Consider the following 13,976-nt stretch of genomic DNA (forward strand, 5'->3'; position numbering starts at 1 on the left):
GCATTTGCAAGTTTCTAAGGTAACATCTTATAAACTTGCAAATGCTGCAAGTTTATAAGGTTTCATGTCTGGTCGGGCGCTAGGGAGACTCTATGGATATCGTTCGCCGAAACCGGTATCTTGATCGACTCATTGCTTTTCAGGATACCGACCTCATCAAAATCGTGACGGGTATACGCCGTTGCGGTAAATCTACGTTATTGGACATGATGAGGGACCATCTGGCGCAACAGGGGGTACCAACCGAGCGTTTGCTGACCTTTAAGATGGAATCTCTAGAGTACGCGGGTATTACGGATTACCTGACGTTTTATCGCATGGTTCGGGAGCGCATCGATGGCATCGATCGTCCCTACCTGTTCTTTGACGAGCTCCAGAATGTCGAAGGCTGGGAAAAGGCGGTCAACTCGCTCCGAGTCGATTTGCCGTGCGATATCTATGTCACGGGCTCCAATGCCTTTTTGCTATCGAGCGAGCTCGCAACGCTTATCTCGGGCCGATATGTCGAGGTCAAGATGCAGCCTCTCACGTTTGGCGAATATCTTGATTTTCGTTCGATTGATGCGGTCGCCGCTGAAGGGCTTGGTGAGAGGGTCGAACTTGTTTCCAAGACGGGCGATCGCCTTAATTCAAATACCGTGCTTGAGCAGTACATAACCTATGGCGGCATGCCGTTTCTGGCCCATGATGAGCCGAGACGTGAGCTGTGTCGCGACTATATCCGTAGCCTCTACCAGACGATCGTCGCGCGCGATATCCTGTCGCGTGTGACGCGTAGGGGTCGCGGAGCTATCACCAAGCGCGATGTTCTCGAGCGGCTCTGTGCGTATCTGGCAGACAACATCTCCAACCAAACCTCGGTCAACAAAATCGTAGGGACGCTCAACGAATCAGCGGGCGGTAAGACCAACGCATCGACGGTGTCGGCATATATTGACGCTCTGGAAGAGACGTACCTGTTTACCAAAGTAAAAAGGTATGACATCAAGGGGCGGGAGCTTCTTAAGACAGGCGGTAAATATTACATAGCTGATACGGGAATTCGCAGCTATCTTGACGGATATAGAGGTAGCGATAGCGGAAGGATGCTCGAGAACGTTATCTACAACCAGCTTGTCTTTGAAGGATACGAAGTGTTTTGCGGCCATCTACGCGCGGGGGAAATCGACTTTGTCGCAATCGGCGAGGGATCAGACCGCAAATATATCCAGGTTACCGAACGGATCGATGCCGAGGCGACGAGGGAACGCGAGCTGCGACCGCTCAAGCTAAGCACGCTAGGAAAAATTCCTGATTCGTATGAGAAGATCCTGATTGTCAGGGATGGCGACCATCCAACGGACATCGATGGCATCAGAATCGTGGGGGCAGTCGACTTCTTGTTGAGAAATAAGATTACCCGCGGCTAAACGTAAACAGATCCGTTTCGATGCGACAAAGGAGCAGTCCTTTTCGCATTCCGTGCGAGCCCTCGTGCCGTCTGGGGGTATAAGGCTAGCAAGTGTTTATTTGCGAGGCCTAAGGGGCGCCCCGTATGGATATCGATAACTTTGAATGGTGGTATAGCGAGGGCGAGGTTCCGGACGAGGAGTGGGACGAGCCCGCGCCGCATGACGTGTCGAGCGACGAGGACGAGAGCGGCAACGATGCCGTCGAGACGGATGCCGCTTCCGACTCGGCCGAACCCCTAACCTTTGAACAGGCCTGGGCCCAGGCTGAGGCCGACGAGGCAAAGGCCGATGCTACGGCCACACTGGGTGAGCCGGCCGACATGTCCATCTCGCCGGCAAAGACCCCGCAGCCGCGTCACACTATCGACCCCGACAGCACGGCATCCTTTAGCATTCTCGACGTGCTCGCGCAGGGCGCCCAGGCGCCTGCGCCCACGCATCGCCCCGATCTGGCTCGCGAGGAAGGCGCGGGCCGGCGCTCTCCGCTCGGCCCCATCCTCATCGCCTTCATGGCCGGCGTTATCGCCTGCTCGGCAATCGGCAGCGTTTGGAGCCATGTTGAGCAGCAGCGCCAAGACGCCGCCAAGGTCGAGATCTCCGTCGAACAATCGCTCAACCGTACGCGCTCGGTGCATGTGTCGGTCGAGGTCAAGGACGGCGCGACGTGGGATACCGCGCGCGGCGACAGCCAGATGCTCATCCATATCGTAGGCCGCACGCTCAAGGGACAAGCGATCGACGAGCACCAATACGTCAATTCCGAAGGTGACGGTATCGAGCTCAAGCCCGGCGACTACGAACTTACGGTCGATGAGCCACCTGTCGCCACCGACGGCACGCGTTTTCGTGCCTCGAAAAGAATGGTTCCCGCGAGCTTTAACTCGCGGGCGCCCGATACGGTCGACACCACCTCGCAGGGCGGGTTTGACCTTTACGTGGATACCCAGTAGGCGCTCGCCGCCCATTTCCGCTATGGCTACTCAATAATCGCCTGCCGTCCCGTCCCGCCGCCAAGAGTGGGACAATAGTCCTCGACACTATTGTTTACTTTTGGAGGAAGTAGCATGTCTACCGTCACTACCATCAGGCGCGGCGGCCTCACCGCGGCCATCGATTCCATGGGCGCCCAGCTCACGAGCCTTGCCCTCAACGGCAACGAGTATCTATGGCAGGGCGATCCCGCTTTTTGGGGCAAGCATGCGCCCATCCTGTTCCCCATTGTGGGCTCGCTGCGCAACAACACGGCGACGTCTGCGGCCGGCAGCTGCGAGATGGCGCGCCATGGCATCGCGCGTATCGTGGAGCACAAGCTGGTCGAGGTGTCGGAGGACGGTTCGTCCGTCACCTACGAGATCACCGATACGCCCGAGTCGCTCAAGGCCTTCCCGTTCCACTTTAAGCTCAACATGACCTATGCCCTGACTGGCGACGCCACTCTTACGCAGACCTTTGCCGTCACCAACACCGGCGACGTGGACCTGCCGTTTTCGGTGGGCGGCCACCCCGCATTTAACGTGCCCGTTCCCGGTGCCGAGGACGAGGCGTTCGAGGATTACGAGCTGGCGTTTACCGAGGCTTGGACTAACGAGGCCCCCATCATCACGCCCGATGGCCTTATGACGTTCGAGGGAAGTTACAAGGCTCCCGATAACTCGGACGTGCTGCCCATCACACACCGTAGCTTCGACAACGACGCCATCATGTTCACCGATACCCCGGGCTCCACGCTCACGCTGCGCGGTCGCAAGTCGGGCCACGGCGTCAAGATTGACTTTGAGGGCTTTAAGTACATTGGCGTGTGGTCTGCCGCCAACGACGCCCCGTTCGTGGCGCTCGAGCCTTGGACCGGACATACCACCATGGACACCGAGGACGACGTCTTCGAGCACAAGGTCAACACCATCACCTTGGCTCCCGGTGCCACCGACAAGCGCGCCTTCGAGGTTACGCTGCTCTAGAGGTTCCGCCGTTCTAACGAACGGCGGACCGGTCGACGCTGCGCGCCACCCAGAGTGACAATTTGTCATTCAAAAGGCAAGGCATGACCAGAAGGTCTATGCCTTGCCTTTTTCATGCCAACTTGTTCGCTCTGGGTGGCGCTCGCTGGCATTGCCGAATCATCGACGTCCCCAACGACTGTCCCCGATGACTACTTGTTTGACCCGTCGTTTAAGAACGTCCCCAACGGCTACCAATCGTTTTCAGTTTGTTAATCTGTATATATGCATCTGCTGGAGGTAACGCTGAGCGGTATCCTGTTAAGTCATTAGCATACGATTCAACAGGGAAGGCAGATTATGCATTCTCCCCATCAGCGCGACGTGCATCCACAGCCGGTGTGCAGCCGTCGCATCTTCTTGGGTAGCGCTCTTGCCGCGAGCGCTTCCGTCGTTGCCGGCGCGCTCGCCGGCTGTCAGCGCCCGTCCACGCTCAAGGTGGTTCAGCCCACGACGGGCGGCGGTCGCGACGACCTGTCCGATTCCGTGATCGGCAAGGATAAGATTCGCATCGGCATGGAGGCGGCCTACGCCCCGTACAACTGGCAGGTTTCCGAAGCCAGTGAGTACACCATTCCCATCGACAACGTACAGGGCGCCTATGCCGATGGCTACGACGTGCAGATCGCCAAGATTGTCTGCAAGGCCTTCGGTGGCGAGCCCGTTGCCGTCAAGCAGAGCTTCTCGGGCCTTATCGATTCGCTCAACAACGGCCAGATCGACCTCATCATCGCCGGTATGAGCGCCACGCCCGAGCGTGAGGAGTCGGTCGGCTTCTCCGACCCGTACTTTATTGGCTACTTTGGCCTGTTCGTAAAAGAGGGTTCCCCCTACCAAAACGCCACCAAGCTCAGTGACTTCAGCGGCGCCACGGTGCTCGGCCAAAAGGACACCATGCTCGATACCGTCATCGACGAGATCCCGGGCGTCGTTCACAAAAACCCGGTCGACTCCGTCCCCACGGTGTTCTCGAACCTGCTGCAGGGCACCTGCGACGCCGTGACGTACAACACCGAAAACGAAAAGGGCTACATGGCCCAAAATCCCGGTATCGTCCCCATTCATTTTGCCGAGGGCGAGGGCTTTAAGCAGGAGGTCGCGGCAAACGTCGGCTGCCGCAAGGGCTCGGACAAGCTGCTTAAGCTCATCGACAAGACGCTCAAGGGCGTCAGCCAGGAGGAGCGCGACCAGATGTGGGACGCGTGCCTCGACCGTCAGCCGGCATAGGGAGGCAGCATGAAAGCCATTAATCGTCTGGTCTCCTTTATCAAAGCCGACCATCGTTATGTGTACCTGGGCACGAGCGTCATCGCGGCGCTCGGACTGGCGTTTAGCCAGCGCAACCCCACGCCGCTGAGCTTCCTGGCCCCCACGGGCGTGTTCCAAGATTGCCTTTGGGCGATCCTGTGGGCGTGGCTCGTCGTGTCGGCGGCGGCGCTGGTCACCAAGCTTATGCACTGGAGCGACTATCGCGAAAAGTCGCCGTTCGCATCCGAGCGTTTCCGTCGTGGAGCACGCTTGGGCAGCTACGTCGCGGTCGCCATCGCGGTGGTCTTTTTCGTGGATCGCTGCGTCATGTCGTTTATCGACTTGGTGCAGGTGAGCATTGTCTCGGATTCCAACCCCAGTGACTTTTTGTCGAGCCTGGTCTATATGACCTACAAGAGCGGCGACTTCTTTATCCGCGGCATCGAGATTACCATCGCACTTGCGACCTTCGGTACCGTTATCGCCTTTTTCCTGGCACTGCTCTTTGTGTTTTTGCGCATTCAGACCTTCGATCGCGTGGACAACGACCTGGTGCGCTTCTTTAAGAGCATCGGCCGCGGCTTTACGACCGTCTACTCCACCATCGTGCGCGGTACGCCCATGATGGTCCAGGGCCTGCTCATCTATTACGCGGGCTTCACCGTTTTGCGCGGCATGGGCTTCGAGACCGCCCAGGCCAACCAGATTTGGAGTACCTTTACCGCCGGCCTCGTCACCATCTCGCTCAATTCCACCGCCTACATGATGGAGGTCCTGCGCGGCGGCATCGAGTCCATCGATCCCGGTCAGGCCGAGGCGGCGCGCTCGCTGGGTCTGTCGCAGTGGCAGGCTATGCGTAAAGTCGTGTTTCCCCAGGGCATTAAAAACGCGATTCCGGCGCTCACCAACGAGCTCATCATCAACATCAAGGACTCGTCGGTGCTCTCGGTCATCGGCGTGTTCGACCTCATGTACGCCACTACCACCGTCGCCGGCGTGTACTACCGCCAGATGGAGGTCTACTGCGTGGCACTCGTGGTCTACCTAATCCTGACGCTCGTGGCGAGCCGCCTGCTCGAGGCCTTTGGCAAAAAGCTCGGCGCCGAGGCCCCGGCCACGCTGCCCAGCTCCAACTAGGCTCAAGACGAGGAGAATCATCATGGCAGATACCGCCACTACCGGCGCTGCGGCCGCCGCACAGACCAATGAGCCGCTCATCCGCGTCGAGGGCCTGCACAAGAGCTTCGGCTCGCTCGAGGTGCTCAAGGGCATCGACCTGTCCGTTAACCCCGGCGAGGTCGTTACCATTATCGGCGCTTCGGGTTCGGGCAAATCGACCTTTCTGCGCTGCCTCAACCTGCTCGAGACCCCGGACGCGGGCCATATCTGGTTCCATGGCCAGGACCTCACGGCCGAGCGCTGCAACATTAACAAGCTGCGTGAGGACATCGGCATGGTGTTCCAGGGCTTCAACCTGTTTAACAACATGGACGTGCTCGATAACTGCACGCTTGCGCCCGTCACGCTCAAAAAGATGAGCAAGGCCGAGGCCGAAAAGGTCGCGCTGGAGCATCTGACGAGCGTGGGACTCGAAAAGTTCGCGCACGCCGCCGTGGGTCGCCTGTCCGGTGGTCAAAAGCAGCGCGTGGCCATCGCTCGTGCCCTATGCATGAATCCGCAGATCATGCTGTTCGACGAGCCGACCTCCGCACTCGACCCCGAGATCGTGGGAGAGGTGCTCGAGGTCATGCGCAAGCTCGCTGCCGACGGCATGACCATGGTCGTCGTCACGCACGAGATGGCCTTTGCCCGCACCGTGTCCGATCGCGTGGTCTTTATGGACAAGGGCGTGGTCCTCGAGGACGCCGCGCCGGCGGAGCTCTTTGGCAACCCCAAGCACCAGCGTACCCGCGAGTTCCTCTCGCGCTATCTCGAGGACAAATAACCAACCGCAAATGTTTGCATGGCAGGGCCGTTCCGGTGGGGCGGCCCTCGTCATCACAATCGAAAGGATGTCATGGCCGATGTTTGGCGCTTCTTTGCGCATGAGGATGATTTTGCCGATTTGGACGAAGTTGGCGCGTGCGAGCGCTTGGGGCGCGTGCTGTCGTTTCCGACCGTTTCGAGTATGGATGCCGAGGCGGTGAACTGGCAGCCGTTCGATGACCTGCGCGCCTATATGCAGCAGGCGTGGCCACATGTGTTCGCGGCGGGCGAGGTCGAACTCATCGACCACTCGCTGCTGGTGACACTTGGCGGTTCCGACCCTGCCCTCAAGCCCGTTATGCTCATGGGCCACATGGACGTGGTTCCCGTGGTGCCCGGCACCGAGGCCGACTGGACGCATGCCCCCTTTAGCGGTCACGTGGACGACACCTACATTTGGGGTCGCGGCGCTATCGACATGAAAGACCAGGTTGCAGGTATTCTCGAGGCGGTTGAGTATGCGTTGGTGCACGGCTGGGAGCACGAGCGGACGCTGCTGCTCGCCTTTGGCCAGGACGAGGAAACCACGCAGTATGGAGCGGGGGCCATCGGCCGCGTGCTCGAGGAGCGCGGCGTTGAACTTGAATACCTGATCGACGAGGGTGACTACCGTATTGTTTCGGCTGCCGAGTACGGCGCGGGCGAGGGCTGGCTTATGCATGCCGACCTTGCCGAGAAGGGCTATGCCGATATCGTGCTCAAGACGAAGAGCGAAGGCGGGCATTCGTCCAACCCCTACGGCGGCACATCGCTCGAGGTATTGAGCCGCGCTATCGCCGCAATCTGCGATATCGAGTGGCCGACGCGCGTGACCGATCTGCTTGCCGCGCAGCTTGTCGAGTTGGGGCTCTACACGGCGGATGAGATTGCCGCCAACGGAGGCGTCATTGTTCGCGACTGCCTCGCCAGCAACAAGCTCTATCCGCTCGTGACCACTACCTGTGCGCCCACGCAGATTGAGGGCGGCAGCACTGGCGCCAACGTGATGCCGCAGGATATGTGGGCCAATATTAACTTCCGCATGCTCGAGGGCACGGGCGTGGCTGATGTTGTTGACCGTTGCCGCGAGGCCGTTGCCGCTGCGGGCCTTACCGGGCGCGTGGAGGTCGAACTTGGCCCCGGCAGCTCAGAACCTTCGCCGTCCCCACGTGTTGGCGGACCGGGGCTCGAGGCCGTTCGCACTATTGCCGCCCGCTACTTTCGTGATCAAAAGGGGGCGGAGGAAAACGTACCGAATGCGGCGGGCGGGGCTGCTGTCGGCATTGTGCCCTCAACTGTGATCGGTGCCACCGATGCGGCTAACTATCAGCGTATTTGCTCTGAATGCATTCGCTTTTCGGCGTTTGTGGTCGACGATGACGAGTGCGATCGCGGTGTCCACGGCACCAACGAGCGCATTACCCGCCGTGCCTACCTCCAGGGTGTCCACTTTTTCATCGCTCTGCTTCAAACGCTCTAGAATGTGACAAAGCGACAGTCCCTTTGTTAGCCGTTGTAGTCGTTGGGGACGTTCTTAAACGACTCGTCGTTAAGGAACGTCCCCAACGACTACGTCCACTCATTCCGTGCGGGTTATATGCAGGTTTGCCTGCGCACGCTATCATATATGGGTTAGACCGCAACTATGTACCCTATACGCGAAGGGATGCGCATGTATCTGAAAATCGACATGTTCTAGCTGGGCTTACCCCGCAACGGCGCCATGCGCCCCATCAATTCCGCCGATTTTCACCTTCACGCATATAAAGGAGTTCCGCCATGCGCGACAAGCTCGAAAAGATCATCAAGGCCTACGAGGAGCTCGAGAAGAAGCTTTCCGACCCGGCCGTCGCCTCCGACATCAAGGAGTTCACGCGTCTCAACAAGGAGTACGCGCACCAGTCCGACCTCATTGCCGCTGCGCGCGAGTACATCGGCGCGCTCGACGACATCGAGGCTGCCAAAGAAATGCTCCGTGACACTACCGATGCCGACGAGAAGGAGATGCTCCAGATGGACATCTCCGAGAACGAGGACAAGCTTCCCCAGCTTGAGGAAGACATCAAGTACATGCTCATCCCGAGTGACCCCAATGACGACAAGAACACCATCGTCGAGATCCGCTCCGCCGCAGGTGGCGACGAGGCGGCCATTTTCGCCGGCGACCTCTACAAGATGTATCAGCGCTTCTGCGAGTCGCGCGGCTGGAAGACCACCGTGCTCGACTCCAGCCCCAGCGAGGCCGGCGGTTTTAAGTCCATCGAGTTCAAGGTCGAGGGCGACCGTGTCTACTCCGTCATGAAGTTCGAGTCCGGCGTGCACCGTGTCCAGCGCGTTCCCAAGACCGAGTCCCAGGGCCGCATCCAGACCTCCACGGCAACTGTCGCCGTGCTTCCCGAGGCCGAGGAGATCGACGTTCAGATCAACCAGTCCGACCTGCGCATCGATACCTACTGTGCCTCCGGTCCTGGCGGTCAGTGCGTTAACACCACCTATTCCGCCGTGCGCATTACCCACCTGCCCACCAATACCGTGGTGCAGTCGCAGGAGCAGCGTTCCCAGATTCAAAACCGCGAGGTCTGCATGCAGATGCTGCGTGCCCGTCTGTACGAGATGGAACTCGAGAAGCAGCAGGCCGAGCTCGGCGCCGAGCGCCAGAGCCAGATTGGCCACGGTAACCGTTCCGAGAAGATCCGTACTTACAACCAGCCCCAGGACCGCGTGACCGACCACCGTATCGGTTTCAACTCCACCTACAACGGCGTCCTTCTGGGCGACCAACTCGGTGCCGTCATCGAGGCGCTTGCCGCCGCCGAGCGTGCCGAGAAGCTGGCACAGGCCGTGTAGTAGGTTCCGCCGTTCTACCGAACGGCGGACCGGCCGACGCTGCGCGGGCCGCACCTGTACAATCTGACGTTCAACTTCAAGGGCGCGACCAGAAGGTCAGCGCCCTTTCGTTCCACGTCACCTTGTCTCAAATGCGACCCGCTCGCTGTCCGTCCTCTACCTGCGGCGGGTAGTCATTGGGGACTTATGCTCAACCTGCGGCGCCTTAGATGTAGTCATTGGGGACGTTCTTAAATGACTAGGTTGGGTTAATTACTTTTCGAGTTTATTTAATCTGCTTTGTTGGAAATTGACCTGTCTACCTGCTTAAAGTAATTAACAACCTTCATCTGCTATTGAAAATATTGCTCGAAAAATCGTCCAAGAAGTCGCGGGGCCCTTTTTGGTGCGTCGCACGTCAAGTGATTTGGCAAGTTCTTGGTTAGATATTGGTTAGTTTTGGGGCAACCTTGCCAAAAGCTTGACGAATGCAAATCTAGACGTCGGCGAATGAACACTTTGAGCGAGCCCGGTGCAAAATTCTGGGCTGATTCTCGATAATCGCTTCCAATCGTCTCTCGCCGCGTGCCGCCCTCGCGTACAATCTGCTCCGACATTCGCGCGCCGCCCGGCGCTTAAGAGGGGAGGACCCATGGCAAACGAGATCTGGACCATCAGGCGTTGTCTCGAGTGGACCAAGGAGTACCTAGCCGAGCGCGGCGAAGAGCACCCCCGTCTTTCTGCCGAGTGGCTGTTGTGCGCAGCCACGGGCCTAGCGCGCATCGACTTATATATGCGTATGGACGACACGCTCGATGCAGCGCAGCTCGAGACCATGCACGCGGCGGTTGTCCGTCGCGCCAAGGGCGAGCCGCTGCAGTACATCACCGGCAGCACGCAGTTCCGCATGATCGACGTCGCGTGCGCCCCCGGCGTGCTCATTCCACGTCCCGAGACCGAGATGCTCGTCGAGGAAGTCCTCAATTATCTGGATGCCGAGGTTCTGAGCCCCGAGGCTGCCACCCGCCAGCGCGTAGAGTTGCCATGGAACGACGAGGTCGAGCAGGCGCGTAAAGCCGAAGTCGCATTGGCTGACGAACGCGCGACTGCCGAGCGCCGTGCCGCCAACCTCACGGCTGCCGATGAGGCGGCGTTGGGCGGAGACGTGCTGGGCAGCCGAGCTTATGCCGAGGAGCTGGCCGATCGTGAGGCCGAGGAAGCCGCCGCGCAGGCAGCTGAGGCCGAGACCGCGGAAGTCGCTGAGCCCGGGCTCGACGAATACGGCATTGCCATCGAAGGCGTCGACCAAGAGACGGCCCTAGTGCAGGATGCCGCCGCGTCTGTGCCTGCCGACCCCCGCATTGCCCGCGTTCTCGAGGTCGGCTGCGGCACGGGCTGCATCTCGCTCTCCCTTGCTTGGGAGCGTCGCGGCCATGTCGCCTGCACCGCTACCGATATCGAGCCGCGCGCCATCGACCTGGCCACCAAAAACCGCGATGCACTCGGGCTGACGTCCGATGAGGTCGCCTTCAGCCTCACGAACCTGGTGAGCTCTATCCCCCGCGAGGAGTGGGGCACCTTTGACGTGCTCGTTTCCAACCCGCCTTATATCCCGACTGACGTCATGCGCTCGCTGCCGCACGAGGTCAAGGACTTTGAGCCCGATTTGGCGCTCGAGGGCGGCGCCGATGGCCTTGATATCTTCCGCCGCCTGCTCAATGCGGCGCCCTATATGCTGCGCGCCGGCGGCCTGTTTGCCTGCGAGCTCTATGAGGGTGCCCTCGACGCCGCGGTCGAGCTCTGCCGCCAGGCGGGTCTTTCGGACGTACGCATCGTCCGTGACCTCACCGATCGTCCCCGCATCGTTCGAGCTATCGTCACCGAGCCCAAACAACGTCAGTAAAGTACGAAGCGTATTGGCGGTGCGGCGGCGGGAGCGCTGCGCCGGAAATGTAAAGAGGCTTGTCACGGCTCAATTACCCCTCACTTTCACCGACTGCTATAGCCGCTCACCAAACCAACATGCGCTGTGGACAAATAGGTTAAACGTTTCGTGCGAGAATGCCCCTCAGTAAACAAACTTTCACCAGAGCGTAAGGGGCTGGCATACACATGCAGACGGTCTATCGGGTATTCGAGGGAGCGCGCGAGCCGCATCGGCTCGCCGTCGAGCGTACGGCCGAGGTGCTCGGCCGTGGCGGCCTGGCCCTGATCCCAACCGAGACCGTCTATGGCGTCGCTGTGGCAGTCAACGCCTTCTCGGACGCCGTGCCCCAAGATACAAGCGAATCTCTGCCGTGGCCGCGCGATCCGCAGGCTGCCGTCAACGGCGCCGCGGTGCCCGCGCTCGGTACCGGCTACCGTCGCATCTTTACCCTCAAGCAGCGTGAGCTCACCCAAACGGTCGCCTGGCTGGTCGATGATGCCGAGGCCCTCGACCGCTACGGCGTGGATATCCCAGAAGAGGCACGCATACTTGCCCGACGATGCTGGCCGGGCGCCCTGACTATTGTGGTCAAGGCGGCTCCCTGCGTGCCGACCTTTATGCGTGCCGCCGACGACACGGTGGCTCTTCGCGCGTCGGCCTCGCCCGTGGTACAGGCGCTCATTCGCACCTGTGGCAGCCCACTTGCCTGTACGAGCGCCAATACACACGGCGCGCCCGCGCCGGCAAGCTTTGCCGACGTTGAAGACCGCATTCTAGAAGGGGTCGACGTGGCCGTCGACGCGGGCGAGACGCCGTGCCGCGACGCTTCGACCATCGTGTCGTTCCAGCACGGCGGGCTTCAGATCCTGCGCCAAGGCGCACTTCCCGCATCAGAGATTGAGCGGGTCCTGTCCGACCCGATGCAACAGAAAGGTGTAAGCGATGTCGTTGAATCTGGGCAGCCTGGGCATGGAAGATGCCTCGTTTGACTTTGGCGGTTCCTACATCATGGCGCTCGACTGCGGCACCACCTCGGTACTTGCGACCATCGTCGACGAGTACGGCTGCATCGTCGCCCAAGCGCGCCGCAGCGTCAAAACCAGCTTCCCGCGTCCCGGCTGGGTGGAGCAAGACCCCATGGCGGTCCTTGCCAGCCAGATTGCGGTCATGATGGAGGTTCAGTTTAAGAGCGGGATTCATTCCGATCGCATCGCCGCCATCGGTATCTCCAATCAGCGTGAGACCACGGTGGTATGGGACCGCGTGAGCGGCCAGCCCATCTATAACGCCATCGTATGGCAGTGCCGTCGCACCGCGTCTCTGATCGATAATTTGGTTGAGCAGGGCGCAGAAGAGCTGGTGCGCTCCCGCACGGGGCTTACGCTCGACCCGTATTTCTCGGCCTCCAAGGTGCAGTGGATTCTCGACAACGTCGACGGCGCACGCGAGAGTGCGGCGGCGGGCGACCTCATGTTTGGCACCATCGACACCTGGCTCATCTACAACCTCACCGGCGGTCAGGTTTTTGCCACCGACTACACCAATGCCAGCCGCACGGCACTCTTTAATATCCATACGCTCGATTGGGACGACGACCTGCTGGCGCTCTTTGACGTTCCGCGTTCCATGATGCCCGAGGTTCGCTGGAGCTCGGGCGACTACGGCCGCGTCGCGAGCGACATCATGACCAACATGCCACCCATCATGGGTGTGGCGGGCGACCAGCAGGCGTCGCTGTTCGGCCACTGCTGTTTCCGTCCCGGCCAGACCAAAAACACCTATGGTACTGGTTGCTTTATGCTCATGAACACCGGCGACGAGGTCATCGAATCCAAGAACGGTCTGGTCTCCACCATCGGTATCGCTGCGAACGGGAAGATCAGCTATGCACTCGAGGGTTCCATCTTTGCCGCCGGCTCCACCATGAACTGGCTGCGCAACAACATGGGCATCATCTCGAGCGTGAGCGAATCGGCACAACTCGCCGCTTCGATTAACGACAACGAGGGCTGCTACTTCGTTCCCGCCTTTGCGGGTTTGGGCGCTCCCTGGTGGGACCCGCGTGCCCGCGGTATCGTGTGCGGTCTGACCGGCGCCTCGAGCCGTGCGACCATCGTACGTGCCGCCTGCGAATCCATGGCATATCAGAGCTACGACGTGCTGCGCGCCATGGAGCAGGACGTGGGGCTTTCGATCGAACGCCTGTCTGTCGATGGCGGCGCGTCGCGCAACGAGTTCATCATGCAATTCCAGGCCGACCTGCTGGATATCCCCGTGCTGCAATGCGAGACGGTGGAGACCACGGCAATCGGTGCCGCGTACTTGGCGGGCCTTGCCGTCGGCTATTGGGAAGACCTGGAAGAGCTGGAGCAAAATGCCCAGATTGTTAGGACCTTCCTTCCCCACATGTCCGCCGAGCGCCGCGAGCAAAACCTTGCGGGCTGGCGCGATGCGGTCAAGCGCTCGCTCAGTACCGCACAGTAGGGCTGCGACGGGCCACTCGATACAGCAAACCGCTAAACTTGTGTATGGCGCGCGGCGGCAACATTGCTGCGCGCCTTG

The 13,976-nt window shown here is 60.1% G+C and carries 11 protein-coding genes; all 11 read left to right on the plus strand.

Annotated features, from left to right (window positions below; translation table 11 throughout):
* Positions 1–92: 92 nt before the first annotated feature.
* Positions 93–1,409, plus strand: coding sequence for an ATP-binding protein (locus tag ACQRC0_RS03260; protein WP_427727717.1), 1,317 nt, complete (start codon positions 93–95; stop codon positions 1,407–1,409).
* Between the two features lie 125 nt (positions 1,410–1,534).
* Positions 1,535–2,401 carry a hypothetical protein gene (locus ACQRC0_RS03265; protein ID WP_427727720.1) on the plus strand — a complete coding sequence of 289 codons (867 nt, stop codon included), beginning with the start codon at positions 1,535–1,537 and terminating at the stop codon, positions 2,399–2,401.
* Positions 2,402–2,515: 114 nt separating this feature from the next.
* On the plus strand, positions 2,516–3,409 hold the full coding sequence (locus ACQRC0_RS03270) for an aldose 1-epimerase family protein (protein ID WP_427727722.1): 894 nt from the start codon (positions 2,516–2,518) through the stop codon (positions 3,407–3,409).
* Positions 3,410–3,748: 339 nt separating this feature from the next.
* Complete coding sequence (locus tag ACQRC0_RS03275) at positions 3,749–4,675, plus strand: transporter substrate-binding domain-containing protein (protein ID WP_427727724.1); 927 nt, start codon at positions 3,749–3,751, stop codon at positions 4,673–4,675.
* A 9-nt stretch (positions 4,676–4,684) separates the two neighbouring features.
* Positions 4,685–5,833, plus strand: a complete 1,149-nt coding sequence (locus ACQRC0_RS03280) for an amino acid ABC transporter permease (RefSeq protein WP_427727726.1) — start codon at positions 4,685–4,687, stop codon at positions 5,831–5,833.
* A 22-nt stretch (positions 5,834–5,855) separates the two neighbouring features.
* Positions 5,856–6,641: an amino acid ABC transporter ATP-binding protein gene (locus ACQRC0_RS03285; RefSeq protein WP_154518360.1), complete on the plus strand. Its 786-nt coding sequence runs from the start codon at positions 5,856–5,858 to the stop codon at positions 6,639–6,641.
* A gap of 72 nt (positions 6,642–6,713) precedes the next feature.
* Positions 6,714–8,141: a M20/M25/M40 family metallo-hydrolase gene (locus ACQRC0_RS03290; RefSeq protein ID WP_427727728.1), complete on the plus strand. Its 1,428-nt coding sequence runs from the start codon at positions 6,714–6,716 to the stop codon at positions 8,139–8,141.
* Positions 8,142–8,440: 299 nt separating this feature from the next.
* Positions 8,441–9,508 carry a peptide chain release factor 1 gene (gene prfA / locus ACQRC0_RS03295; protein WP_154518366.1) on the plus strand — a complete coding sequence of 356 codons (1,068 nt, stop codon included), beginning with the start codon at positions 8,441–8,443 and terminating at the stop codon, positions 9,506–9,508.
* A 631-nt stretch (positions 9,509–10,139) separates the two neighbouring features.
* The gene (locus tag ACQRC0_RS03300; protein ID WP_427727730.1) at positions 10,140–11,390 is read left to right on the plus strand and encodes a N5-glutamine methyltransferase family protein; all 1,251 of its coding nucleotides are present in this window, start codon (positions 10,140–10,142) and stop codon (positions 11,388–11,390) included.
* A 209-nt stretch (positions 11,391–11,599) separates the two neighbouring features.
* Positions 11,600–12,403: an L-threonylcarbamoyladenylate synthase gene (locus ACQRC0_RS03305; RefSeq protein ID WP_427727732.1), complete on the plus strand. Its 804-nt coding sequence runs from the start codon at positions 11,600–11,602 to the stop codon at positions 12,401–12,403.
* The gene (glpK, locus tag ACQRC0_RS03310) at positions 12,357–13,898 is read left to right on the plus strand and encodes a glycerol kinase GlpK (RefSeq protein ID WP_427727734.1); all 1,542 of its coding nucleotides are present in this window, start codon (positions 12,357–12,359) and stop codon (positions 13,896–13,898) included. The genes ACQRC0_RS03305 and glpK overlap by 47 nt, the downstream gene beginning before the upstream one ends.
* The last annotated feature ends 78 nt before the right edge of the window (positions 13,899–13,976 follow it).

The sequence above is a fragment of the Collinsella sp. SGI.033 genome (genome assembly GCF_050315135.1).
GTDB lineage: Bacteria > Actinomycetota > Coriobacteriia > Coriobacteriales > Coriobacteriaceae > Collinsella.